A 25,130-nucleotide genomic window follows, 5' to 3' on the forward strand; every position below is an offset into this window, starting at 1 on the left:
AGCAATGACCATACTCGCAACCCTGAAAATAATCGTCCGTAGTTGGTGGAGAAATAAGATTTTCTTCCTGATTTTCTATTGCCTCTGGTGATAGTTTGGGGAATATCCGTTATCACCGTCTGCCTGCAAGGCTACCTGCTGAATAAACAAATCCGATGGATTGCATTAAAACAGAATAAAAAATTGATATATTTGAAATCTAAAATAGAAATGATAAAACATTATTTGAAAGTTGCATTACGCAACTTATTGAATCATAAACTACATAGCTTTATATCGGCCATCTGTCTGGCAGTAGGTATCACTTGCTTCAGCCTGATGAATGATTTCATTGATACCGTGTCTGACAGAGAAGATTTGCCGAATTACGAACATCGTATCGGATTTACATTTTCTTCATCCATTCAAACAATAGCAGACACCTATTGTTTGAAAGATGACATCAACTATCTGGAAGAACAATCACTCTCAGGGATAGACACATTGATAGCCTCTTCCTATTCTTCCATAAAGGCGGAAATTACAGTCATTGACAAGAATCAGCAAGAGTTTCCGTTCCTTATACAATACAAATGTGTATCGCCTTTGTTCTTCTCTTATTACAATAAAAAGCTGAAGAATGGAAACACTAAGATCATAGCTCCTGACGAGGTTATCATCTCCCGAGAGTTTGCCCGAAAAGTATTTGGAGAAGAAGATCCTACGGGCATGACTATCCATCTGGAAACGGAGAACCATTACTTGCCCAATCAGATAAAGGACTATAAAATTATAGACGTAATTACTTCTGAAGATAAGTCATCTAAGGCACGGACTACAGACTGTTATTTCCCATTATCCATGAATCCTCATTTACCGCTCAGTGTAAGTACTTACCTTACCGGGCAGGCAACCTTAGAAAGTCTGAACAGACAACTGGAAAAAATAACATGGAAACGAGGAGAGATGGATATACATGCATGTGCTTATTCGCAGGCAAAACGCAAAAGTGATGTACAAAGAAATATCAGTATACTGCTGGCCCAGTTCATTGCTTCCCTTATTTTGTTATCCGGACTGATTAACTTCATGAAATTCATCATCCAGATGTTCTACAACCGCCAACGTGAACTGGCACTTCGCAAATGCATGGGTTCAGATATCAAGGGACTGTTCATGTTGCTTTTTGCCGAAATATTCTGGATGATGTCTGCTGCCTTCTTTCTCTCATTGGCTGTGACGGAAGTCTTCCTCTCTCTCATATATACTTACATGCCGAAAGAGGATATGATTCGTTTCTCCCTGGCAAACGTATATAGCTCGCAATTTTCCCTATATATTATTCTGTTATTAATATGTTTATTCATAATCATATACCCCATCTATCAGTTACGTCAATTAAGTATTATCCATCATATTGTACAAAAGCAGAAACGGCATGTGTTTCGCAACATTATGATAGGCCTTCAGTTGGCTGTTTCCATTTTCTTTGTAGGAGGTGTATATGGAATAACCATTTCTTTTAATGAAATTTTTAGAAAGATGTATAGCCCGTTGAATGCGGAGGAAGAAAAACAAGTAATATCTCTTTCAGTCAACAGTATACGTATGCAGCAGAATATAGATGCCATCCTATCGGATATAAGTTCACTGTCCGAGATAATAGATCAGACCACTATTTCCCAAGGATTTAATTTCAATTCATTTACCTATATGAACTATAGCAAGGATGAACATTCAATAGGACAAGTCATTATGGTACAAGGCAACCCTCATTATTTTAACTTTTTCCATATCCCGATGGAAGGGAAAAAGGTGGATTACAATGTTAAAGGTACAGTATATGTAAGCCGAGAATTTAGGAAACAACTACAAAAAGACAGTATAGAAGGAGCCGTCAGATTAGACGGGGCGGATTATCAGATTGCAGGGACTTATGAAGCTCTGTATAAAGAGGAAGTTGAACGTAAAAAAGTCATCGGCTCCATATTCATGGTGAGCCCCGAAGCATCCACTTACTTTTTTAAAGTATCTGATTCCGGCAAAACCTCCGAAGCTGTTAAGCAGATAACGGAAATATGCCGACGGTATATTCCCAACACCCTGCCATTAGACATTCGCAACATCAGCAACACCAGACAGACTACCATAGGTGCAATGGAAATGATGCAGAAAGCCTCCACATTGTTGGCTATAATCAGTGTGCTCCTTGTGATGCTAAGCGTCTATTCTGCCATTTCTATGGATACAATAAGCCGTCAGAAAGAGGTTGTCATCCGAAAAATTAATGGTGCCAGTCCTAAAACTATCGCCTTATTATTCGGCAAGATTTACCTGATTATCTATCTTACTGCTTTCTGCATCATCTATCCATTGTTGCGGTTGATGTTGATAAAAATGCTGGAAAGGTCAGGCCTTGAAAATATATACCGTTGGGACTGGGGAATACTATTGTTCCTTACCATGGCATTTTTGATATTCCTTATTACAGCATACAAAATCTACAAAGTGATGCATCTCAATCCGGCAAGTATTCTGAAAAAGGAATAACCAAATGAAGAAATTGATATATTTATAAACTATAAAAATGAGACATTATGATTAGAACCGTAAATTTACAGAAGATTTTCAAAACTGAAGAAGTACAGACTTTAGCTTTGAACAACGTGAACATTGAAGTGAAAGATGGAGAATTCGTTGCCATTATGGGACCGTCCGGTTGCGGAAAATCCACTTTGTTGAATATTCTCGGCCTGCTGGACAATCCGACAGAAGGGGAGTACTACCTGAACGAAAAAGAAGTTTCCAAATATACGGAAGCACAGCGCACCAGCCTGCGCAAGGGAGTCATCGGCTTTGTATTCCAAAGTTTCAACCTGATTGACGAACTGAACGTATACGAGAACATCGAACTGCCCCTGCTCTACATGGGCATCCCCGCCGCCGAGCGCAAACGCCGTGTAGAAGCAGCCATGGAACGTATGGCCATTATGCACCGCAGCAAGCATTTTCCGCAACAGCTCTCCGGTGGTCAGCAACAACGCGTAGCCATAGCCCGTGCAGTAGTATCAAACCCAAAACTAATCCTTGCCGATGAGCCTACCGGTAACCTCGATTCCAAAAACGGAAAAGAAGTTATGGAACTGCTAAGCGAACTGAATAAAGAAGGAACCACCATCGTAATGGTAACACACTCCCAGCACGATGCCGGTTTTGCCGGACGCACCATTAATCTGTTCGACGGACAAGTGGTGACGGAAACGAGTCTGTAACAGACTTATTTCATCCGTGCCGCAATGGCCAACAATACACCCAGCACTACACCTAAAATGGCTGCAAAAAGCACCCGCATTTCTCCCGGCAGGAGAAATGTGATGGTGTGGGCCGGATACCAGAAGAAAGGAATGCTTTTCTTAAAAACGAAGTTCCATTGTGCATCCCAGTTCAGATGTGTGATGATGCGAGTCATTGGGATGGGGGTGAGGAGGCTACGCAGGGAACCTCCACAATCTATGATATGTGTGTCGGTAATCTTATGAAATGTCATAAATACCGGTGCAAAGATGGTATTCATGGCAACAGATATGGCAAATGCAATCCAAAACTTATCCATACAGAACTCTCCATTTATAATAGTGGTGGCATTTGCCATTCCCATGTATTCCATGAATTGTGGCACCCCTTTTGAGAAGATTATCATGGCGGCATTGATTCCCATTCCTAAAAGTCCCCATACCACCGCACGAGGAAGCACACCAAAACCCTTCCTATTGTAAACTCCTGCGCTGATGCGAAGCCCCAGTACCTCACCCATTGTAGCAAGAATTCCAAACTTAAGAAAACTCATCACCATGCCATGTGCAGCATTGAAGGACTTATACCATTCGTAAACAGTATCACTCACAAAGAACGGTAAGAAAATTATCACTAAGACAAAAATAAAGATGAAATCTTGCTTTTTCATACAAAAGTTATGCTTTTCATAAATAATGCAGCAAACATACTAAAAATATTTTAATTTGAAAGTAAATCGTTATTCTTATTTATAGATAATGAGCAAAGTAAAGATTATTATTTCAATTAATCAAAATCCCCAATATCATTTGTCTAACTGAACTAAAAATCAGGGCACACATCTTGCGGAAACGGGGCTCTGGCAGGACTACACCCTTTCCTGCGGATGGTGTAGCCATCACCTCCAAAGGGTGTAGCCATCCGGGAGAAAGGGTGTAGCCTTGTAAAAGGTGGGATTCAGGTAATTCCTGATCCCACCTTATCTTTATAATAGCAAACTTGCTTTATTGTTTGTTTTTCGTATACTCATCCGCATGCTCCTTGGCACGAGCTACACGCTTTGCCGTGTCCGGATGGGAAGAGAACATTTTCTGGAATTTAGAATCCTGAGGCGCACCTTCCGAAAGCTCCAACAGCTTGTTCAACGCATTGTACATGGCATACGGATCCAGATTGTGCTTGATGCTGAACTCAAATCCGTAATCATCCGCTTCCGTCTCCTGCTTTTGAGAATATTGTGCACCGGCCAGAGCTTCTGCCATGGCACCCAGTTCAGAGTCTGTCAGTTTAGAAACCGTGGAACTTGCAGCACCGGCGGCATTCTTCACAGCCGAACGCATGTAGGCATTCTTCATGGCATCCTTAGAATCGGTGTGGATTACGTGACCGATTTCGTGTCCGACAACCGCCATCACTTCATCGTCCGTCATGATATCCATCAATCCGGCACAGATACGCACACTGCCGTCTCCACATGCAAAAGCATTCACGTCCACTACTTCGTAAACACCGAAGTTCACCTTCAGTCCGTCCACTTCCTTGATGTGGCCGGTCAGTTTTTCCAGACGCTTGCCGTATTCACTGTCGGGCTTCGTCAACGGGTTGTGTTCATCCATCCACACCATATACTCCTTGCTCATGGCGGCAATGTCTGCATCCGATAAGGTAACGGCTTTCACGGCATCAGTACCTGCCTGAACCACTTTGTTTACATTGATTTTCTTTCCACCGATCTTAAATTGTGCATAAGCGGTGGTAGTACAACTCATTCCGCACAGCATAGCGGCAATGATAATAAGGTTCTTTTTCATCTACTTTTAAGTTTAATGGGTTTTAATTCAGTTTGGCTATGTTTCATTATAAATAAAAAACCGTCTAATCTTGTTACTGACTAAACGGTTTCTTTGAATATTTTTTCTTTAAATCAGCTTACTTGATGATATCCAGTGCCTTGAAGCACTTGGTCAGCTTCTCTACGGCATAATCCACTTGTTCCACAGTGTGGGTAGCCATCAACGCTACACGCACCAGTGTGTCCTGCGGACCACATGCGGGCGGAATAACCGGATTGATAAAGATACCTTCATCGAAAGCCAGTTTCGTCACCGTAAAGGTCTTCTCGGTATCGCGTACATAAAGCGGAATGATAGGTGATTCGGTCTCACCGATTTCAAAACCTGCATCACGGAATTTCTTCAAAGCGTAATTGGTGATGTCCCACAAACGCTGAATGCGTTCGGGTTCGGACTTGATGATGTGGAGTGCTTCGCGGGCGGCAGCTGTTGCAGCCGGCGTGCTACTTGCCTGGAATATATAAGAACGGGCATTGTGACGCAGCCAGTTGATGACTTCCTTATCTCCGGCAACGAAACCGCCGATAGAAGCCAGCGACTTGCTGAATGTACCCATTATCAGATCTACTTCATCAGAAAGGCCGAAATGGTCGCAAACGCCACGTCCTTGTCTGCCGAATACACCCAAGCCATGAGCTTCATCTACATATATACTGGCATTATATTTCTTTTTCAGACGGACGATTTCGGGTAAGTTGGCCAAGTCGCCTTCCATGGAGAATACACCGTCTACAATAATCAGCTTCACTGCATCCGGTTCGCATTTCTGAAGTTCCTTTTCCAGATCCTCCATGTCGTTGTGCTTATACTTCAACTGTGTAGCAAAAGAAAGACGGCGTCCGTCTACAATAGAAGCATGATCACGATCGTCGCAAATGATATAGTCTCCACGACCTACCACTGCAGGAATAATACCTTCGTTCACCGTAAAACCGGTAGAAAAACAAAGAGCTTCGTCTTTTCCAACGAATTCTGCCAGTTCCTTTTCTAATTCTACATGTATGTCGAGAGTACCGTTCAAGAAACGAGACCCTGCACAACCTGTACCGTATTTTTTTGTGGCAGCTATTGAGGCATCAATAATTCTTTGGTCATAAGTCAGCCCCATATATGCATTTGAGCCGAACATCAGGACCTTTTTGCCATCCATCATCACCTCAGTATCCTGATGGCTGTTAATAGTGCGAAAATAAGGATATACCCCCTTTGCCATAAACTGCTGGGGCAAATCGTATTTCGCAAATTTGTCTTGTAGTAAACCCATGAAATATCTTTTATATAATGAATATTTAATTCTATTAAATACAAGTCCTAAAAAACAGGGGGCAAAGATAGCAAAATATGTCGGTATATGTTCCATTTACTCTAAAAAAACTGTTTATCTCCATTTTAAAAAGACCAATATCGCTAATTTTTCAGATATTTGTATTACTTTTGCCAGTTAGAAAATCTGCAAAGCAACAACCCTTGCATGGACGAAAATAAGAAAAAAATAGTATTTATTATAAATCCCATATCCGGCACTCAAAGCAAAGAGCAGATATTGAAAGCGCTTGATGAAAGACTGGATAAGGAAAGGTATGCACAGGAGGTGATTTATACCGAACGGGCAGGACATGCCGTAGAAATAGCTGCGCAAAAAGCTGAAGAAGGTGTATTCGCAGTTGTTGCCATCGGCGGAGATGGTACAATCAATGAAATAGCCCGTTCGCTGGTGCATACGGGAACGGCATTGGGTATCATTCCCTGCGGCTCGGGCAACGGATTGGCGCGCCACCTGCAAATTCCGATGGAGTCGAAGAAAGCCATCGACATCATCAACGACGGGATGATAGATATCATCGATTACGGTAAGATCAATGATGTACCGTTCTTCTGCACTTGTGGTGTGGGATTTGATGCATTCGTAAGCCTGAAATTCTCCAAAGCGGGCAGGAGAGGCCCCCTCACTTACCTGGAACAGACACTGCGCGAAAGCCTGAAATATCGTCCGGAGACCTACGAACTGGAAATGGACGGCAGCACTTCGCGCTACAAGGCATTCCTCATAGCCTGCGGAAACGCTTCACAGTATGGAAACAACGCATATATAGCTCCACAAGCCACACTGAACGACGGGCTGCTGGATGTTACGATATTGGAACCGTTCACTGTGCTCGATGTGCCGTCATTATCTTTTCAGCTATTCAACAAAACAATCGACCAAAACAGCCGTATCAAGACTTTCCGCTGCCAGACATTGAGGATACACCGCTCCAAGCCGGGCGTAGCCCATTTCGATGGTGATCCGCTGATGATGGGAGAGAATGTGGATGTGAAAATAGTAAAGAAAGGACTGCAAGTCATCGTTCCCCGGGATGCGGAGAAAGATTCCTCGAACGTCCTGCAACGGGCACAAGACTACATCAACGGACTGAAGCAAATCAACGAAACGCTGGTGGAAGACATAGCCCACAAAAATAGAATGATAATAGATAAAGGAAAAGAACAGATAAAGAAACTGACTAAAATCTGAATCATAAAAATAAACTACCCTTCTTTGGTGCGTCATATTATATGTTTTATGTATTTTTGCACGATATTTATACAATGTATCTTGTTACGCAGTAAAGAACCATAAATTGTAATTTATAAAACAGTATATATAATATGTATAGATCACACACCTGCGGAGAACTTCGTATCTCCGATGTTAATAAGCAAGTGACGCTGGCAGGCTGGGTACAGCGCAGCCGTAAGATGGGAGGCATGACTTTTATCGACCTTCGCGACCGTTACGGAATTACCCAATTAGTATTCAACGAAGAAGTGAATGCCGACCTTTGCGAGCGTGCCAACCGCTTGGGACGTGAATTCGTAATTCAGGTAAAAGGCACAGTGAACGAACGTTTCAGCAAAAACAGCAATATACCGACCGGTGACATCGAGATTATCGTATCGGAACTGAGTGTCCTGAATGCTGCACTGACTCCTCCTTTCACCATCGAGGAGAATACGGACGGCGGCGACGACATCCGCATGAAGTACCGCTACCTGGACCTGCGTCGTGCCAATGTACGCAGTAACCTGGAGCTTCGCCACAAAATGACAATCGAAGTGCGTAAGTATCTGGACAGCCAAGGTTTCATTGAAGTGGAAACTCCGATCCTGGTAGGTTCTACTCCTGAAGGCGCCCGCGACTTCGTAGTTCCTTCGCGCATGAATCCGGGACAGTTCTATGCTTTGCCACAAAGCCCGCAGACGTTGAAGCAGCTGCTGATGGTATCCGGTTTCGACCGTTACTTCCAGATTGCCAAATGTTTCCGTGACGAAGACTTGCGTGCCGACCGTCAGCCGGAATTCACGCAGATAGACTGTGAGATGTCTTTCGTTGAACAGGATGATATCATTAACCTCTTCGAGGGCATGGCCAAATACTTATTCAAGGAAATCCGCGGTGTGGAACTGACGGAACCGTTCTTGCGCATGCCATGGGCAGATGCCATGAAATACTATGGCAGTGACAAGCCCGACCTTCGTTTCGGCATGAAGTTCGTAGAACTGATGGATATAATGAAGGGACACGGTTTCTCCGTATTCGATAATGCCGCTTATGTAGGTGGTATCTGTGCAGAAGGCGCTGCGAGCTATACCCGCAAGCAGCTGGATGCATTGACTGAATTTGTGAAGAGACCGCAAATCGGCGCCAAAGGTATGGTATATGCCCGCGTAGAGGCTGACGGAAATGTCAAGTCGAGCGTAGACAAGTTCTACACACAAGAGGTATTGCAGGAGATGAAGGCTGCATTCGGAGCAAAACCGGGTGACTTGATCCTGATCCTGAGTGGTGACGATGTAATGAAGACCCGCAAGCAACTGAATGAGCTTCGCCTCGAAATGGGTAACCAATTGGGCTTGCGCGACAAAAATAAATTTGCCCTTCTGTGGGTGGTTGACTTCCCGATGTTCGAGTGGAGCGAGGAAGAAGGCCGTCTGATGGCAATGCATCATCCCTTTACGCATCCGAAAGATGAGGATATTCCTTTGCTGGATACAGATCCGGCAGCGGTTCGTGCCGATGCTTACGACATGGTGTGCAACGGTATTGAAGTAGGTGGCGGTTCTATCCGTATTCATGATGCACAGTTACAGGCGAAGATGTTCGAAATACTCGGATTTACTCCGGAGAAAGCTCAGGAACAGTTTGGCTTCCTGATGAATGCCTTTAAGTATGGTGCACCTCCTCACGGTGGTCTGGCATACGGTTTGGACCGTTGGGTCAGTATCTTTGCCGGTCTCGACAGTATTCGCGACTGCATTGCATTCCCCAAGAACAACAGCGGACGCGATGTGATGCTTGATGCACCTTCGTGCATTGATCAGAAGCAATTGGACGAATTGAATCTGATTGTAGAAGTAAAAGAATAAGAAAGATACAGAGTAGGAGAGAGTGAAAGAGTCCACGCGTATTTTCCGGTTTGCAGTAATCGGTACGTTGAATGCCTTGATTATAGCCGTCACCGTTTGGGTGATGATGGATGAATTGGACATTAATTATCTACTCTCCAATGTAACTGCTTATACGCTTGCACAGATTCATAACTTTGTCTGGTGCAAGTATTGGATATTCCCCTTAGAAAAGAAGAGCAACACTTGGCGACAAGTGCTGCTCTTTTCTATCGCTTTCGGAATGGCTTATGGAGCTCAATTCCTTTTCCTAATCGGACTGGTGGAGGGCCTGAACTGCGATGAATATCTTGCCCAATTCCTGGGATTGTTTATCTACGGAGGAGTTAACTTCGTGATGAACAAGAGGGTAACGTTCAAGTAAGTCCCTTTTTTAGTCGAGATATCGTTTAGTCAACCCTTCGTAGGCATCAATTCGGCGGTCGCGCAAGAACGGCCACCAACGGCGTACATTCTCCGAACGTTCCAAATCTACCTCTACTATTATATTTTCCGAGCGGTCGTTTCCGGCTTGTGCCAGAAATTCACCCTGCGGTCCGGCTACAAAACTGTTTCCCCAGAATAAGATACCGTTCGTCTGCATGGAAGGATCGGGTTCGTGACCGACACGGTTCACCGAAATAACCGGCAATCCGTTGGCTACAGCATGTCCGCGTTGCGAAATAATCCAGGCATTGAGTTGGCGGGCTTTTTCGTCTTCCGTATCGCTGCTTTCCCAACCAATGGCAGTGGGATAGATCAGAATTTCAGCACCTTTCAATGCCATGAGGCGGGCGGCTTCCGGATACCATTGATCCCAGCATACCAATACGCCCAATTTGCCTAAAGAAGTTTGAATAGGTTCAAAGCCCAGATCGCCGGGAGTGAAATAGAATTTCTCATAATAGGCAGGATCATCAGGAATATGCATCTTACGATATTTTCCGGCAATACTTCCGTCACGTTCAAAGACAACGGCAGTGTTATGGTACAAACCGGCAGCACGCTTCTCGAACAAAGAAGTAACCAGTACTATATCATTCGCAGCCGCCAGTTCGGAATAGAAACCGGTAGAAGGACCGGGAATCGGTTCTGCCAAATCGAATACTTGCGTGTTCTCCGTCTGACAGAAATATAAAGAGTTATGCAGTTCCTGTAATACCACCAATTGGGCACCATGCGCAGCACATGCTTCAATACTTTTAGCCAGATTCATCAGGTTTGTCCGAAGATCTACCGTATTGGCTTGCTGGATTATACCGACTTTGATTTTTCTCATATTCGTTTATTTATCTTTTAATATTCTATTTAATAGATTATCCAATATCATTTCAGCACTCCTACCAGATATTGCATCGTAACGCAATGCAAAGAGCCATGCTGCTTAATCAAGGCACGGCAATCTATACCAATGATTTCATAATCGGGGAAAGCAGTTTGCAATACATCTTTGGCACGGGCATCATTTACCGGTTGACAATACGTAGGATAAAGCACTGCATCATTCATTATCAGAAAGTTGGCATAAGTAGCAGGAAGTCGTTCTCCTTCTTCCTCTATCTTATCGACCATGGGCAAAGCTAATAGACGATAAGGCTCTCCGCTCAATGTACGGAAGGTTTTCAGTTGCTCTTCCATCTTATGAAGTTCCTCGTAATGCTCGTCTTTAGTATCAGTACACTGCACATAAGCAATGGTGTCCGACGAACAGAAACGTGCCAGCGTATCGATATGACTATCCGTATCATCACCCGCCAGATAACCATGATCCAACCAAAGTACACGTTGAAGATGGAATACGGAACGAAGGTATTCTTCTATTTCCACCCGGTTCATCTGCCCGTTACGATTGGGAGAGAGCAGACATTCGGAAGTAGTGAGCAGCGTACCCATACCGTCGCTTTCGATGGAACCGCCTTCGAGCACAAAACCCAACCGGTTTGCATATTTTCCTTTCAACACTCCGGCTTCTACTGCACGACGCGTAATCAGATTATCTTTATCGGATGCAAACTTCAATCCCCAGCCGTTGAACTTAAAGTCGAGTAGGGAAGGTCCTTCGGCATCCATCAGCGTGATGGCTCCGTGATCGCGTGCCCAAGTATCATTTGTTTCGCACTCCAGGAAACGGACATTCTCCATATTGACTGTAGCAGCGATCTGCTTCTTTACCTCTTCCGGTTCGGGAGTGACTATCAAGAGCTTTTCGCGCCTCGCTATTTCACGGGCAATAGGCACGAAACATTCCTGCACTTCCCCAAGCATATATGCCCAATCCGTTTCTGCATGTGGCCAAGTCAGCTGCACGCCGCTTTGAGATGCCCACTCGGCAGGCAAAGAAGGAGCACAGGTTTCTACAGTCACATTCTTACCAAAATGTACCTGATAATCTTTTTCTGAAGCTCCACCGGTTGGTAGTCCGACAACGATTCCCATTATTTTTTCTCCTCTTTCGGTTTACGGTCGAAGAACGGATTCTTGGACGATGCACTGACCGGAATAGCAAAGACAGATGTACAGCCTTTCAGCCAATCCAAACGTTGGGCAGCAAGTCCGGCAGAAAACATCACACGTGTATCTACCCTCAAATCGGCGGCCATAGCACATGCCGAACCGATAGCGATACCTACATCTACCGAGTTTATGGCACACGGCACACCTTCCGAACGTCCGGCACAAGTAGCGAAGCCGCAATGTCCGCAATTCAATCCTTGAGCCAGTTCGTGCGTACCTATTATAATTACACATTCGGCCTGCAAGATATTTTCCGCATCACGCAAAAAGAACTTCATACCATGCTCTTCGACCATGGCAACCATCTTTTCGGACAGTTTTTTAAGGTCTTCGCCCGTAACCAATGCAGCTTCTATCACATCAATACCTTTTCCTTTGGGTGCTGTACGCGCTGCGGTCATCATTTGCCTTGCCACGTCGAGTACATGCTCATGGCGGCAATCCCGTTCATTCTGTATCATAATTTTCCTTTTCTGAATTAATTAGTGTAGCAAAGATAGCACAAATATTTTTTTCTCTATCTTTGCGATACAGAAAGATTAAAGGAATAGCATGTTACGAATAGAAAATGCCAGTATTGCATACGGCAACGATATACTTTTTTCAGGCTTCAACCTGCAACTGAAACAAGGGGAAATAGCCAGCATCTCCGGTCCGTCGGGATGTGGAAAGACTTCCTTGCTGAATGCCATACTCGGATTTACGCCGCTAAAAGAGGGACGTATTCTTCTGAATGATCTTCTATTGGAGAAAGGAAGTATCGATGCAATCCGTAAGCAAATAGCGTGGATTCCACAAGAACTGGCATTGCCGTTGGAATGGGTGAAAGATATGGTGCAACTGCCTTTCAGCCTGAAGGCTAACCGGGGAACTCCTTTTTCTGAAGCCCGCTTGTTTGCATGTTTTGAGGACTTAGGTCTGGAACAGGAGCTGTATTACAAACGGGTGAACGAAATATCAGGCGGTCAGCGCCAACGGATGATGATAGCCGTAGCTTCCCTGATAAGCAAGCCTCTGATTATCGTTGACGAACCGACTTCCGCACTCGATTCCGGTTCAACGGGAAAGGTACTCTCTTTCTTCCACCGGCAGGCAGAAAAGGGGAGTGCTATACTGACAGTATCACACGATAAAGGATTTGCCAACGGATGTGACCAACATATAATCATGGTGTGAAATCTCTAAAACTTAGAAACTATGAGCTTTGCAGGATTTGTATTCGATATGATAAGGCGCGACAAGGAAAACCGCGATTTACGTAATCTCCGGCGCGAACGTCTGGGCAACCGCCTTGACAAAATGCACGGAGGACACAGTATGCCCCAAAACACTACAGTTGAAGACATGGAAGAAATTGCAAAGCAGACTACCAAGAAAGAACAGTCAGAACTTAATTACAGTGTGAAAATGACGCTGCTCGTTCTCGCTGTCTGTATTGTAATAGCCTCTATATTAGTAATATTGTTCATCAAATAAGACAGAATAAGATTGGGAACTATCGACATATCATATCTCAGCCTAGGCGTCGGGTTATTACTGTTATTAATACCGTTGTTCTACATCTGGAAGTTCAAAACCGGACTGCTGCGTGCTACCATAATAGGTACAGCCCGCATGATTGTACAGCTTTTCTTCATCGGTGTCTATCTGAAATATCTCTTTCTATGGAATAATCCGTGGATTAACTTCATGTGGGTGCTTGTCATGATATTCGTAGCCTCACAAACAGCACTGGCGCGTACCCAATTAAAACGGAAAGTACTGCTAATACCCATTTCTGTAGGTTTTCTATGCAGCGTAGTATGTGTAGGCATGTATTTCATCGGTATTGTACTGCGCCTGGAAAACGTGTTCAGTGCCCAATACTTTATTCCTATCTTTGGCATACTGATGGGTAATATGCTATCCAGCAACGTCATTGCCCTCAACACATATTACAGCGGACTGAAACGGGAACAGCAGCTTTATCGCTATCTTCTGGGTAATGGAGCTACCCGCGCGGAAGCACAAGCACCCTTTATTCGCCAAGCTATTATCAAAGCATTCAGCCCGTTGATAGCCAACATTTCCGTAATGGGACTGGTGGCGTTTCCGGGCACTATGATCGGACAAATATTAGGAGGAAGCAGCCCCAATGTAGCCATTAAATATCAAATGATGATAATGGTGATTACATTCACGGCATCCATGCTTTCACTGATGATTACCATTTCTTTGGCTTCCCGTAAATCATTCGATGCATACGGCAAGCTGTTGCCCATTACGGTAGAAAAGAAAGAGCATAAATAATGCTCTTTCAGATATCACCTGCGATGTTTTTCCATATTATCCGGTACATAGCGGAGTTGTACATACTGCACTCCCGGCTTAACAAAACCGCTATCCAACATTACCTTTTTCACCCGAAACACTTCCAGCCTGTACTGCAAATAGCTTTTAACCCTCGTGCTTTGTGGCTTGACGTATGACAATAATTCTATCTTACCCAAGGAATCAATATCTACCTTAGCTTTGACAGTACGTAGTGAAAGGGGTTTACCCTCCTTCTGAGCCATATTATCCTTTGCTTTATCTATCCAAAAAATAGTAGTAGCTTGAGGAATAGTGTCCACGGATTCTTCCATATCATCCGAATCGGCAGTCTGGGCTCTGTTCGTCTTCTGGCAAGACAGAAACAAGAATAAAGAGAAGAATAAGATAAGCAGTGTCTTCATGATAATAAAGGTATTTATGGGGGTTAGAAAACAAACTAAATCAATATTGTAACAACAAATATAGTGTAAAAAAACATCAAAACAATTCCTTATTCATTGTTTTTTTCTATCTTTGCAACCAAATTTTCTGCTAATAATGAAAATTAAGGAGATAGTAAGCGCCCTTGAACGGTTCGCGCCTCTGCCATTGCAAGACGGATTTGATAATGCCGGCCTGCAAATCGGATTGACAGATGCGGAAGCAACAGGGGCTTTGTTGTGTCTTGACGTTACTGAAGCCGTACTGGATGAAGCGATTGCGTTAGGGTACAACCTGATCATCGCGCATCATCCTCTTATCTTTAAAGGATACAAGTCCATTACGGGACGGGATTACGTGGAGCGCTGCATCTTGAAAGCCATCAAGAACGACGTCGTCATCTACGCTGCCCATACCAATCTGGATAATGCACCGGGAGGGGTAAACTTCAAGATTGCCGAGAAGATAGGTTTGAAAAACGTACGCATTCTGGAACCGAAAGAAAATGCACTGGTAAAGTTGGTAACGTTTGTCCCGACCGACCGGGCAAAAGAAGTACGGAAAGCCTTGTTCAATGCTGGATGCGGTTGCATTGGCAACTACGATTCATGCAGTTATAACCTGGAAGGAGAGGGAACATTCCGTGCACAAGAAGGTACGAATCCGTACTGCGGAAGCATAGGAGAGATGCATCAGGAAAAAGAAGTGCGTATAGAAACCGTACTGCCCGTCTATAAAAAGGCAGAGGCTATCAAAGCATTGCTAGCAGCGCATCCGTATGAAGAACCCGCTTTCGACATTTATCCCATACAAAACTCCTGGTTACAAGCCGGAGCAGGTATCATCGGCGAACTGGAAGCACCGGAGACAGAACTGGAATTCCTGAAACGCATCAAGAAGACCTTTGAAGTGGGATGCCTGAGACATAACAAACTTATCGGCAGGGAGATACAGACAGTAGCCTTGTGCGGTGGTGCCGGGGCTTTCCTGATGCCACTTGCCATACGCAACCGTGCAGATGTCTTTATCACCGGCGAAATAAAGTATCACGACTACTTCGGACATGATACCGACATACTGCTGGCAGAGATAGGGCATTATGAAAGCGAACAATATACGAAAGAAATATTTTATACAATAATCCGGGATTTGTTTCCTGACTTTGAAGTCCAAATGACCAAAGTAAACACAAATCCCATAAAATACATGTAAGTAAAATGGCTAAAGAAGCAAAAAAAGATCCCCAGGAATTGACAGTAGAGCAAAAGCTGAAAGCATTGTTCCAATTGCAGACTATGCTCTCTAAAATTGATGAAATCAAGACGTTGAGAGGTGAACTTCCGCTGGAAGTGCAGGACTTAGAAGACGAAATAGCCGGTCTGAGCACCCGTATTGATAGAATTAAGGCAGAAGTTGCCGAGTTGAAGTCTTCTATCGCCGGAAAGCGAGTTGAAATTGAAACAGCAAAAGCTTCAGTAGCAAAATATAAAGACCAACAAGACAACGTACGCAACAACCGCGAGTACGACTTCTTGAGCAAAGAAATCGAGTTCCAGACATTGGAAATAGAACTTTGCGAAAAGCGTATCAAGGAATTTGCCATAGAGGAAGAAGAAAGATCCCGGGAAGTGGCAGAAAGCACTGCTGCTTTGGAAGAAAGACAAAAAGACCTCGATGTAAAGAAGAGCGAGTTGGATGAAATCGTATCCGAAACCAAGCAGGAAGAAGAGAAGCTGAGAGACAAAGCCAAAGAGCTCGAAACAAAAATCGAACCGCGTCTGCTTCAGTCTTTCAAGCGTATCCGTAAGAACTCACGCAACGGATTGGGTATTGTATATGTACAGCGTGATGCTTGTGGCGGTTGCTTCAACAAAATCCCGCCCCAGAGACAATTGGATATCCGTTCCCGTAAGAAAATCATTGTTTGCGAATATTGCGGCCGTATCATGATCGACCCGGAACTGGCAGGTATAGCTCCCGAACAGAAAGTAGAAGTTGTGAAAGAGAAACCAACAAGAAGCAGAAAGAAAGCTGCAAGTGCAGAGTAAAATTCTTCTGTAGAAACGAAATAAAGGCGGTGACGGATAAACATCTGTCACCGTTTTTTGTTAAATAAACTCACAGAAACCTGCCATTTAAGAAAAAAGAAGTAGTTTTGCCAGCTAATAATTAATAGAACTAAATAAAAAGAAGCATGAGACTGAACAAATTATTCATCCTTTATTCGCTTTTCGGAATATTGGTAACATCGTGCATAAAGGATGAAGCTCCCAATGCGGAAGCAGATATAACGGGGATATCCTTTCAGGATGATATCCTGGCAAACTCATACATAGATTTAAACCCGTCTTACGACGAAGTTTTAAATGCCTATCCGGTACGCATCAATGTAAAGGAGGGTACGGATCTCACAGCACTGAGTCCCATATTCGAACTGACTCCCGGTGCTACCATTGATCCTGCCAGCGGGAGTAGTCAGGACTTTACAAACCCGGTACGCTATACCGTCACCTCGGAAGACAAGAGTTGGAAGCGTGTTTATGCCGTCAGCGTCAGGGAACAGAAAGCAAGTAATATCCCGACAACGTTCCACTTTGAGAAGGTCAGACTTATTAAAGGCAAATACCAGCAATTCTACGAAGAACTGAACGATGATGAATTGACATGGGCAAGCGGCAACGAAGGATTCAACTTTGCCATGGGCAGCGCTGCAACCGATGAGTATCCCACCGTACAGTATGCCGACGGGAAAGTAGGAAAATGCGTAAAGTTGGAAACAAAGCTCACCGGCTCTTTAGGAGAGATGGTTAAGATGCCTATTGCTGCCGGAAACTTATTCATCGGCAGCTTCAACATGCTGAACGCCATTAGCAATCCGCTTGGAGCCACCCGCTTCGGAACGCCCTTCTACAACAAACCCCAGCGGCTGACCGGTTATTACAAATACAAAGCCGGAGAACAGTTTTACGAAAACGGGGGATATACCTCCCGGAAAGATATGTTCAATATCTACGCCATCTTCTACGAAGTGACAAAAGACGTTGATATGCTGGACGGTACCTTGCCGAACAACAATTACGGACATCCCAACATGGTGGCCCTCGCTTTAGTATCAGACCCGCACGAGACGGACAAATGGGAATACTTTGACATTCCTTTTGACTACGAACGCTACGGAAAGAAGATTGATGAAGACAAGCTGGCAAGTGGCGGATACAAGATAAGTATCATATTTGCTTCGAGCAAGGACGGCGCCACCTTCGAAGGTGCACCGGGAAGCACATTGCTGATAGATGAAGTGGAACTGATTTACGAATAAACAACTCTATAGACTAAGACATCATGATAAAAAGAATAATAGCATTCATCGCACTGGCAGGTAGCATGCACATCGCTCTGTGCGCCCAGGAGAGCCAGAACCAGACGTTAATAAACGCGGCTCTGCATGGATGGGAATATGAAATAAGGGCCGGCATCAGTATTGGCGGAACGGCACCGCTGCCACTACCCGTAGAAATACGAAGCATCGACTCCTACAACCCCACATTGGCTTTTATAATAGAAGGAAATGCCATCAAATGGCTGGGAGAAAAGAAGCAATGGGGGGTAATAACCGGTGTAAGGCTGGAAACTAAAAATATGATTACCAAAGCAACGGTAAAGAACTACGGCATGGAAATCATCGGGAGCGACGGCAATCGTCTGAAAGGAAACTGGACGGGCGGTGTGCAGACTAAGGTACGTAACTCATATCTTACAGTACCTGTGCTGGCAGCCTATAAAATTAGTTCACGATGGAGAGCCAGACTGGGTGCCTACGTATCCTACCTGATGGATGGAGAGTTCTCGGGCTATGTGTACGAAGGTTACTTGCGTGAGGGAGACCCTACCGGAAAGAAAGTGAACTTTACAGACGGTGCCATTGCCACTTACAACTTCACCGGTGATATGCGTAAGTTTGCCTGGGGACTGCAAGCCGGTGCAGACTGGCGTGCCTTCAAGCACCTGAATGTCTTTGCCGACCTCACGTGGGGCATGAATGACATCTTCAAGAAAGACTTCAACACCATTACTTTTGCCATGTATCCCATCTACCTGAATGTAGGTTTCGGATACGCTTTCTAAACTTCTTTTGCACATAAAGAGAGTAGATTCTTCTCTTTATGACAGGCGATAAACAAATAAAGGTTTAGGTTGTTATCAATCCCAAGATAACAACCTAAACCTTTTTATTTTATATGAAGATAAAATCCTGGAGCACTGCGCTGCTCACTCTATGTCTGTGCTCTGCGGCAATGGCACAGAAAAGCGACCGCTATCTGGAAAAGCCGCTTCCACAAGGCTGGGGGACTGATGTCTCTCATGCCATTCCCGGAGATGACACTCTCTTCAGCGAGCAGATACAGCCCGTAGACGACCAATGGTGGAAAGCATTCGGCGACCCGATGCTGGACTCTCTCATCACCGCGGCATCCACTCAGAACTATTCCGTACTCTCTGCCCTGGACCGCATGGCAATGGCAAAAGCCAATCTGCGGATAGAGCGCAGTAACTTTTTCCCCTCCGTCTCCCTGGACGGCGGATGGGCGCGCCAGCAAACCAGCGGCAACGTCAGCCAGCTGCCGCAATCCATCACCGGAGCATACAGCGCCTCGCTCAATGCCAGTTGGGAGATCGATGTATTCGGAAGCATACGCCAACGGGTGAAGGCGCAACGCGAAAACTTCGCTGCGAGCAGGGAGGAATATACTTCCGTCATGATATCCCTTTGCGCCCAAGTGGCATCCGCCTACGTCAACCTGCGCGAACTGCAACAAGAGTTGAGCGTTGTGACGCACAACTGCAATACCCAAGCAGCAGTACTCAACATCACCGAAGTGCGTTACCGGACGGGACTGGTATCGAAACTGGACGTCTCCCAAGCCAAATCGGTATACTACAGCACCAAAGCTTCCATCCCCCAACTGGAAGCGGGCATCAACCAATACATCACGACCCTTGCAATCTTACTCGGTACTTATCCCCAACATATCCGCCCTATATTAGAGACATCCGGCAAGCTGCCCGACTACATGGAACCCGTCGGCATGGGTATTCCTGCCGACTTGTTGCTTCGCCGCCCCGATATCCGCCAAGCCGAACGCCAAGTCAACGCGCAAGCAGCCCTGCTCGGTGCATCGAAAAGCGACTGGCTGCCGCAAGTATTTCTGAAAGGTTCCGTAGGTTACTCCTCGCACGACCTGAAAGACCTGACCAAGCGCAGCAGCATGACTTTTGAGATAGCTCCGAGCCTGAGCTGGACGCTCTTCAGCGGTGGTAAGCTACTGAATGCCACCCGGCTGGCGCGTGCACAACTGGATGAATCCATTCATCAGTTCAATCAGACGGTGCTGACTGCCGTGCAGGAGACGGACAATGCCATGAACGCCTACCGCAACTCCATACAGCAGATTGTAGCCATGCGTGAAGTTTGCCACCAAGGGGAGGAGACGCTGAACCTGTCTCTCGACCTGTACAAACAAGGGTTGACGCCTTTCCAGAATGTGCTCGATGCCCTGCGCTCGTTGCTGACATACGAAAACCAATTGGTGCAGGCACAAGGCAACTCGCTGATACAGCTGATATCGCTCTACCAAGCGCTGGGAGGGGGGTGGTCGGGCAGATAATGCGAATCGGCAAGGATTGCTTTTTAAGATGCGGCGCCGTTCGGTTGCCTCCCCCGGGAAAAATTGAGGCAAAAGTAACGTTCGGTTGCATCCCCCGGGAAAAATCGGGGCAAATGTAACGTTCGGTTGTATCCCCTGGGAAAAATTGGGGCAAATGTAACGTTCGGTTGCCTCCCCCGGGAAAAATCGGGGCAAATGTAACGTTCGGTTGCCTGGATTTTCATTTATAGAAGCGCCATGAGCTACAGATTCCCCCTAAATAACTAAGAGTATAAATAAACTAAAGAAGCTGATATGAAGAATCTAATGTACACCTCCCTGCTTCTCCTGCCGCTATTGGCCGGATGCGGGGACAAGAAAGAAGCGGCACGCACGATGCCGACTCCCGAGATAAGCGTAGCCCGTCCCACCGTGCAAGACATTACGCTGACCAAAGAATATCCCGGCTACCTGACATCCGAAAAGACCGTAGACCTCGTGGGCAGAGTCAGCGGAACACTGCAAACCGTGGCCTACGCACCCGGCAGCCGCGTGAGGCAGGGGCAAGTACTCTTTGTCATCGAGCCGACGGTCTACCAAGACAATGTAAGCCAGGCAGAAGCCGAGCTCAACACCGCCCGAGCCAACCTGGAGTATGCCCAAAGCAACTACGCACGCATGCAAGAAGCTGTAAAGAGCGATGCCGTCAGCCGGATACAAGTATTGCAAGCGCAATCGAACGTAGCCACCTCGCAAGCTGCGGTAAGCAATGCGGAAGCTGCCCTGAATACGGCACGCACCAACCTTAGCTACTGCACCGTTCGCGCCCCCTTCGACGGAACGGTGAGCCGCAACCTGGCAGATGCCGGAAGTTACGTCAGCGGTAGCGTGCAACCCGTGGTACTGGCCACCATCTACAAGGACGATCATCTGTATTCTTACTTCAACGTAGCCGACAACCAATGGCTCTCCATGCTGATGCAGCAGGGAGACAGCATTCCCCGCCACGTCACCGTCAGCCTGGGTGAGGACGGGCTTCTGAATTATCCTGCCGCGCTGGATTACCTTTCGCCCAATGTGGACCTCAACACCGGAACCCTGAACATCCGCGCCCGACTGGACAACCCGAAAGGACTGCTGAAAAGCGGACTCTACGTCAGCATCACCTTGCCTTACGGAGAACAGAAGAATGCCGTGCTGATACCCGATGCCTCCATCGGCACCGACCAACTGGGCAAGTTCGTCTACGTAGTCAACGACTCCAACATCGTGCGCTACCGCCACATCGAAACCGGGCAGCTGATAGGCGACAGCCTCCGCCAAGTGAAGCAGGGACTCGCCCCGCAGGAACGCTACGTCACCAAAGCACTGATGAAGGTAAGGGACGGAATGCACATTCTACCCGACACCCTATCATCCCATCACCCTATCACTTTATCACCCTATAACCCTTAACGATTATGTTCTCAAAGTTCTTTATAGACCGTCCGATATTTGCCACTGTGCTGGCGCTGCTCATTGTCGTGGCAGGACTGGTCACACTGGGCATACTGCCTATCGCACAATATCCCGACATCACGCCGCCCACCGTGACGGTCAGCGCCGTGTACCCCGGAGCCAATGCGCAGACGGTGGCACAAACGGTGGGCATCCCCATCGAGCAGCAAGTCAACGGAGTGGACGGCATGCTCTACATGTCTTCCAACTCTTCATCCTCGGGCGCCTACTCGCTGACCATCACCTTTGCCGTGGGCACGGACATCGACATGGCCACCGTGCAGGTGCAGAACCGCGTCAGTGTGGCACAATCGTCGCTTCCGGCGCCGGTAGTGGTGCAGGGCGTCACAGTGCAAAAGCAATCGAGCAACATTGTGATGTTCCTCACCATGAAGTCCGACACCCCCGAGTACGACGGACTCTACCTCAGCAACTACGCCAAACTGAACCTCACAGACCAGCTGACGCGCGTGCCCGGCGTAGGTGCCGTCAATGTGATGGGAGCGGGGGACTACTCCATGCGTATCTGGCTCGACCCCGCCTTGCTGCGCATCCGCAACCTTTCGCCGCAGGACGTTTACCAAGCCATACAGACGCAAAACGTTGAAGTCAGTGCCGGAAACGTGGGCCAGCCCATCGGTACCGACAACAAAAATGCCTACCAATACAGCCTGACCGTGAAAGGCCGGCTGACTTCGCCCGAAGAATTCGGTAACATCATTCTGCGCACCGAGGCAGGAGGACGGGTGCTCCGCCTGCGCGACGTGGCCCATATCGACCAAGGCTCGGCATCTTACAGTGTAGTGTCGCAACTCGACGGCCGCCCCACCGCCGCCATTGCCATCTACCAGCAACCGGGCAGTAACTCGCTGGATGTATCGAAAGGCGTTCGGGCCCGGATGAAAGAGCTTGCACAAAACTTTCCGGCAGGTATCCAGTACAACGTGACGCTCGATACCACGGACGTTATCCACGCCTCCATCGACGAAGTGATGGTGACCTTCCTTGAGACGACGCTGCTCGTGGTACTCGTCATCTTCCTTTTCTTGCAAAACTGGCGGGCGGTCATCATTCCCTGCATCACCATCCCGGTGTCGCTCATCGGTACGCTGGCGGTGATGTCACTCTTCGGATTCTCCATCAATACGCTGACGCTCTTCGGACTGATACTCGCTGTTGCCATTGTGGTAGATGACGCCATAGTGGTGGTAGAGAACTCCACGCGCCTGCTGGACACAGGCCGATACAGCGCGCGGCAGGCGGTGACGGAGGCGATGGGGGAGATTACCGGCCCTATCGTAGGCGTGGTGCTGGTACTGCTCGCCGTGTTTGTGCCCACGATGCTCATCAGCGGCATTTCGGGACAGCTTTACAAGCAGTTTGCCCTCACTATTGCCGCCAGCACGGTGCTGAGCGGTTTCAACTCGCTGACTCTGACGCCGGCGCTCTGTGCGTTGATGTTGCAACCTACCGCTCCCTCCAAATTCCCGCTTTACAAAGGCTTCAACCGGCTATACGACAAGGCACAAGGCGCCTATGACAAAGTAGTAGGGTATCTGCTGCCACGTCCGGCCTTGGCAGTAATTTCGTATGCAGTACTCACACTGATTGCCATCTTGTTGTTCGTCAAGTGGCCATCTACCTTCGTACCCGAAGAAGATGACGGGTATTTCCTTGCCGTGATACAGCTTCCTCCGGCGTCAAGTCTGGAACGTACGCAAGCCGTGGGGCAGCAGATCAATGCCATCCTCAATACCTATCCGGAAGTAAAAGACTACATCGGCGTGTTCGGCTTCTCCGTGATGGGAGGCGGGGAGCAGAGCAATGCTGCCACTTACTTCGTGGTACTGAAAAACTGGAAGGAGCGGAAAGGGAAAGAGCATACCGCAGCAGCTGTGGTAAACCGCTTCAATATGGAGGTTTACGGCATTCAGGAAGCCGAAATCTTCGCCATGGTTCCGCCAGCCATCCCGGGGCTGGGAGCTACCGGAGGCTTGCAGCTCCAACTTGAAGATCGCAACAACCTCGGTTCCGGTGAAATGCAGCGTGCCGTAGAGGCATTGATGGAGAATTATCACAGTTATCCCGCTCTGGCCAGCGTCAGCAGCCAATATCAGGCCGACGTGCCACAATATTTGCTGAACATCGACCGCGACAAGGTACAGATGATGGGCATTCCGCTGAGCAGTGTTTTTACCGCACTGGGGTATTACATGGGTGAAGCATACGTAAACGACTACGTGCAATTCGGCCACATCTATCAGGTGAAACTTGGTGCGGGCGACCGCGCACAACGCGTCATCGACGATGTGCTGAAGTTGAGCGTGCCAAATGTTTCCGGTGCGATGGTGCCTTTCTCGTCTTTCACACGGGTGGAAGAACAGCTGGGTATGGACCAGATAAACCGCTACAACATGTATTCCACGGCTGCCGTGACCTGCAATGTGGCTCCGGGCAGCAGTTCGGGCGATGCCATCAAGGAAGTGGAAAGCCTGATTAAGGAACAGTTGGGCGACGAGTTCGGTTACGAGTGGACATCGGTAGCCTACCAGGAAACGCAGGCATCATCGACCACCAGCACTGTGTTCCTGATGGCGCTACTGGTGGCATTCCTGGTGCTGGCTGCGCAATACGAGAGTTGGACCAGCCCCGTAGCGGCAGTGATGGGACTGCCTGTGGCGCTGCTCGGTGCCATGCTGGGCTGTTACGTCATGGGCACACCGGTGAGCATTTATACGCAAATCGGTATCATCCTCCTCGTCGCACTCTCTGCCAAGAACGGCATTTTGATTGTGGAGTTTGCCCGCGACTTCCGTGCGCAGGGCAACTCGATCCGCGAAGCAGCCTTCCAGGCGGGACATATCCGTCTGCGACCTATCCTGATGACATCACTTGCCTTCGTCTTCGGTGTGATGCCGCTGCTTTTCGCTACGGGAGCAGGAGCGGGGAGCCGCGTGGCACTGGGGGCTGCGGTAGTCTTCGGCATGGCGATGAACACGCTGCTCGCCACGGTGTATATTCCGAATTTCTATGAACTGATGCAGAAGTTACAGGAGAGATTTAGCAAGCGACGGTAACGCATCATCCGTTTGCCCGAAACACATCATCTGTTCACCCCAAACGCATCATCTGTAAGCCTTCAACGCATCATGCGTTTGGGGCCAACAGATGATGCGTTTTTTAATAGATA

At 47.1% G+C, this 25,130-nt stretch carries 22 protein-coding genes; 15 read left to right on the top strand and 7 right to left on the bottom strand.

Annotation, left to right across the window (positions count from 1 at the left end):
• Window positions 1-210 precede the first annotated feature (210 nt).
• Entirely contained in the window at window positions 211-2,529 is a 2,319-nt protein-coding gene (locus AAE250_RS04535) for an ABC transporter permease (RefSeq protein ID WP_294597192.1), read from the top strand.
• A 47-nt stretch (window positions 2,530-2,576) separates the two neighbouring features.
• Entirely contained in the window at window positions 2,577-3,251 is a 675-nt protein-coding gene (locus AAE250_RS04540; RefSeq protein ID WP_294597193.1) for an ABC transporter ATP-binding protein, read from the top strand.
• 5 nt (window positions 3,252-3,256) lie between these two features.
• Here AAE250_RS04540 and AAE250_RS04545 read toward each other — a convergent pair whose 3' ends face one another.
• From AAE250_RS04545 to spt, 3 genes are all read right to left on the bottom strand, one after another.
• Window positions 3,257-3,943: a hypothetical protein gene (locus AAE250_RS04545; protein ID WP_294597196.1), complete on the bottom strand. Its 687-nt coding sequence runs from the start codon at window positions 3,941-3,943 to the stop codon at window positions 3,257-3,259.
• A gap of 334 nt (window positions 3,944-4,277) precedes the next feature.
• Window positions 4,278-5,084: a M48 family metallopeptidase gene (locus AAE250_RS04550; protein WP_294597197.1), complete on the bottom strand. Its 807-nt coding sequence runs from the start codon at window positions 5,082-5,084 to the stop codon at window positions 4,278-4,280.
• Between the two features lie 118 nt (window positions 5,085-5,202).
• On the bottom strand, window positions 5,203-6,390 hold the full coding sequence (spt, locus tag AAE250_RS04555) for a serine palmitoyltransferase (RefSeq protein WP_294597201.1): 1,188 nt from the start codon (window positions 6,388-6,390) through the stop codon (window positions 5,203-5,205).
• A gap of 207 nt (window positions 6,391-6,597) precedes the next feature.
• On the opposite strand from spt, the gene AAE250_RS04560 reads away from it, so the two are divergent.
• The 3 genes from AAE250_RS04560 to AAE250_RS04570 all read left to right on the top strand — a co-directional run bounded on the left by AAE250_RS04560 (window position 6,598) and on the right by AAE250_RS04570 (window position 9,936).
• Complete coding sequence (locus tag AAE250_RS04560; RefSeq protein ID WP_294597203.1) at window positions 6,598-7,641, top strand: diacylglycerol/lipid kinase family protein; 1,044 nt, start codon at window positions 6,598-6,600, stop codon at window positions 7,639-7,641.
• 134 nt (window positions 7,642-7,775) lie between these two features.
• Window positions 7,776-9,533, top strand: a complete 1,758-nt coding sequence (gene aspS / locus AAE250_RS04565) for an aspartate--tRNA ligase (RefSeq protein WP_294597206.1) — start codon at window positions 7,776-7,778, stop codon at window positions 9,531-9,533.
• A 22-nt stretch (window positions 9,534-9,555) separates the two neighbouring features.
• Entirely contained in the window at window positions 9,556-9,936 is a 381-nt protein-coding gene (locus AAE250_RS04570; RefSeq protein WP_294597209.1) for a GtrA family protein, read from the top strand.
• Between the two features lie 9 nt (window positions 9,937-9,945).
• On the opposite strand, the gene AAE250_RS04575 is transcribed toward AAE250_RS04570, so the two are convergent.
• Genes AAE250_RS04575 through AAE250_RS04585 form a run of 3 tightly spaced genes read right to left on the bottom strand, consistent with a single transcriptional unit; the run spans window position 9,946 to window position 12,526 of the window.
• A complete protein-coding gene (locus AAE250_RS04575; RefSeq protein ID WP_294597211.1) occupies window positions 9,946-10,830 on the bottom strand; it encodes a carbon-nitrogen hydrolase in 885 nt (294 codons plus the stop codon).
• A gap of 47 nt (window positions 10,831-10,877) precedes the next feature.
• A complete protein-coding gene (locus AAE250_RS04580) occupies window positions 10,878-11,987 on the bottom strand; it encodes an agmatine deiminase family protein (protein ID WP_294597214.1) in 1,110 nt (369 codons plus the stop codon).
• Window positions 11,987-12,526 carry a ferredoxin domain-containing protein gene (locus AAE250_RS04585; RefSeq protein WP_294597217.1) on the bottom strand — a complete coding sequence of 180 codons (540 nt, stop codon included), beginning with the start codon at window positions 12,524-12,526 and terminating at the stop codon, window positions 11,987-11,989. Before AAE250_RS04585 ends, AAE250_RS04580 begins: the two co-directional genes overlap by 1 nt.
• Window positions 12,527-12,617: 91 nt before the next feature.
• Between AAE250_RS04585 and AAE250_RS04590 the strand changes: the two genes are divergently transcribed.
• From AAE250_RS04590 to AAE250_RS04600, 3 genes are read left to right on the top strand one after another with little or no spacing between them, the layout of a single operon-like run.
• Window positions 12,618-13,241: an ABC transporter ATP-binding protein gene (locus AAE250_RS04590; RefSeq protein ID WP_294597220.1), complete on the top strand. Its 624-nt coding sequence runs from the start codon at window positions 12,618-12,620 to the stop codon at window positions 13,239-13,241.
• Window positions 13,242-13,262: 21 nt separating this feature from the next.
• On the top strand, window positions 13,263-13,541 hold the full coding sequence (locus AAE250_RS04595) for a hypothetical protein (protein WP_294597226.1): 279 nt from the start codon (window positions 13,263-13,265) through the stop codon (window positions 13,539-13,541).
• A gap of 12 nt (window positions 13,542-13,553) precedes the next feature.
• Window positions 13,554-14,354: an ABC transporter permease gene (locus AAE250_RS04600; RefSeq protein WP_294597229.1), complete on the top strand. Its 801-nt coding sequence runs from the start codon at window positions 13,554-13,556 to the stop codon at window positions 14,352-14,354.
• Window positions 14,355-14,368: 14 nt separating this feature from the next.
• Here AAE250_RS04600 and AAE250_RS04605 read toward each other — a convergent pair whose 3' ends face one another.
• Entirely contained in the window at window positions 14,369-14,779 is a 411-nt protein-coding gene (locus tag AAE250_RS04605) for a DUF4891 domain-containing protein (protein ID WP_294597232.1), read from the bottom strand.
• Between the two features lie 136 nt (window positions 14,780-14,915).
• Here AAE250_RS04605 and AAE250_RS04610 point away from each other — a divergent pair, with 136 nt between their 5' ends.
• From AAE250_RS04610 to AAE250_RS04640, 7 genes are all read left to right on the top strand, one after another.
• Window positions 14,916-16,010, top strand: coding sequence for a Nif3-like dinuclear metal center hexameric protein (locus tag AAE250_RS04610; RefSeq protein WP_294597234.1), 1,095 nt, complete (start codon window positions 14,916-14,918; stop codon window positions 16,008-16,010).
• 5 nt (window positions 16,011-16,015) lie between these two features.
• Window positions 16,016-16,846 carry a zinc ribbon domain-containing protein gene (locus AAE250_RS04615; protein ID WP_294597236.1) on the top strand — a complete coding sequence of 277 codons (831 nt, stop codon included), beginning with the start codon at window positions 16,016-16,018 and terminating at the stop codon, window positions 16,844-16,846.
• A 146-nt stretch (window positions 16,847-16,992) separates the two neighbouring features.
• Window positions 16,993-18,117 carry a PCMD domain-containing protein gene (locus AAE250_RS04620; RefSeq protein ID WP_294597239.1) on the top strand — a complete coding sequence of 375 codons (1,125 nt, stop codon included), beginning with the start codon at window positions 16,993-16,995 and terminating at the stop codon, window positions 18,115-18,117.
• Between the two features lie 23 nt (window positions 18,118-18,140).
• Entirely contained in the window at window positions 18,141-18,923 is a 783-nt protein-coding gene (locus AAE250_RS04625) for a porin family protein (RefSeq protein WP_294597242.1), read from the top strand.
• Between the two features lie 113 nt (window positions 18,924-19,036).
• Window positions 19,037-20,464: an efflux transporter outer membrane subunit gene (locus AAE250_RS04630; protein ID WP_294597245.1), complete on the top strand. Its 1,428-nt coding sequence runs from the start codon at window positions 19,037-19,039 to the stop codon at window positions 20,462-20,464.
• Window positions 20,465-20,758: 294 nt separating this feature from the next.
• Window positions 20,759-21,898 (top strand): efflux RND transporter periplasmic adaptor subunit, encoded by a 1,140-nt coding sequence (locus AAE250_RS04635; RefSeq protein WP_294597248.1) that lies wholly within the window; start codon window positions 20,759-20,761, stop codon window positions 21,896-21,898.
• Between the two features lie 5 nt (window positions 21,899-21,903).
• Complete coding sequence (locus AAE250_RS04640; RefSeq protein ID WP_294597251.1) at window positions 21,904-25,017, top strand: efflux RND transporter permease subunit; 3,114 nt, start codon at window positions 21,904-21,906, stop codon at window positions 25,015-25,017.
• Window positions 25,018-25,130: the final 113 nt, after the last annotated feature.

The sequence above is a fragment of the Bacteroides sp. GD17 genome (assembly GCF_038448625.1).
Lineage (GTDB): Bacteria > Bacteroidota > Bacteroidia > Bacteroidales > Bacteroidaceae > Bacteroides.

Coding starts and splice junctions, on each gene's coding strand:
- AAE250_RS04550 (WP_294597197.1), bottom strand. CDS start 5,084: ATGAAAAAGAACCTTATTATCATTGCCGCTATGCTGTGCGGAATGAGT.
- AAE250_RS04630 (WP_294597245.1), top strand. CDS start 19,037: ATGAAGATAAAATCCTGGAGCACTGCGCTGCTCACTCTATGTCTGTGC.
- AAE250_RS04545 (WP_294597196.1), bottom strand. CDS start 3,943: ATGAAAAAGCAAGATTTCATCTTTATTTTTGTCTTAGTGATAATTTTC.
- AAE250_RS04590 (WP_294597220.1), top strand. CDS start 12,618: ATGTTACGAATAGAAAATGCCAGTATTGCATACGGCAACGATATACTT.
- aspS (WP_294597206.1), top strand. CDS start 7,776: ATGTATAGATCACACACCTGCGGAGAACTTCGTATCTCCGATGTTAAT.
- AAE250_RS04595 (WP_294597226.1), top strand. CDS start 13,263: ATGAGCTTTGCAGGATTTGTATTCGATATGATAAGGCGCGACAAGGAA.
- AAE250_RS04535 (WP_294597192.1), top strand. CDS start 211: ATGATAAAACATTATTTGAAAGTTGCATTACGCAACTTATTGAATCAT.
- AAE250_RS04635 (WP_294597248.1), top strand. CDS start 20,759: ATGAAGAATCTAATGTACACCTCCCTGCTTCTCCTGCCGCTATTGGCC.
- AAE250_RS04615 (WP_294597236.1), top strand. CDS start 16,016: ATGGCTAAAGAAGCAAAAAAAGATCCCCAGGAATTGACAGTAGAGCAA.
- AAE250_RS04540 (WP_294597193.1), top strand. CDS start 2,577: ATGATTAGAACCGTAAATTTACAGAAGATTTTCAAAACTGAAGAAGTA.
- AAE250_RS04625 (WP_294597242.1), top strand. CDS start 18,141: ATGATAAAAAGAATAATAGCATTCATCGCACTGGCAGGTAGCATGCAC.
- AAE250_RS04585 (WP_294597217.1), bottom strand. CDS start 12,526: ATGATACAGAATGAACGGGATTGCCGCCATGAGCATGTACTCGACGTG.
- AAE250_RS04560 (WP_294597203.1), top strand. CDS start 6,598: ATGGACGAAAATAAGAAAAAAATAGTATTTATTATAAATCCCATATCC.
- AAE250_RS04575 (WP_294597211.1), bottom strand. CDS start 10,830: ATGAGAAAAATCAAAGTCGGTATAATCCAGCAAGCCAATACGGTAGAT.
- AAE250_RS04620 (WP_294597239.1), top strand. CDS start 16,993: ATGAGACTGAACAAATTATTCATCCTTTATTCGCTTTTCGGAATATTG.
- AAE250_RS04580 (WP_294597214.1), bottom strand. CDS start 11,987: ATGGGAATCGTTGTCGGACTACCAACCGGTGGAGCTTCAGAAAAAGAT.
- AAE250_RS04640 (WP_294597251.1), top strand. CDS start 21,904: ATGTTCTCAAAGTTCTTTATAGACCGTCCGATATTTGCCACTGTGCTG.
- AAE250_RS04610 (WP_294597234.1), top strand. CDS start 14,916: ATGAAAATTAAGGAGATAGTAAGCGCCCTTGAACGGTTCGCGCCTCTG.
- spt (WP_294597201.1), bottom strand. CDS start 6,390: ATGGGTTTACTACAAGACAAATTTGCGAAATACGATTTGCCCCAGCAG.
- AAE250_RS04605 (WP_294597232.1), bottom strand. CDS start 14,779: ATGAAGACACTGCTTATCTTATTCTTCTCTTTATTCTTGTTTCTGTCT.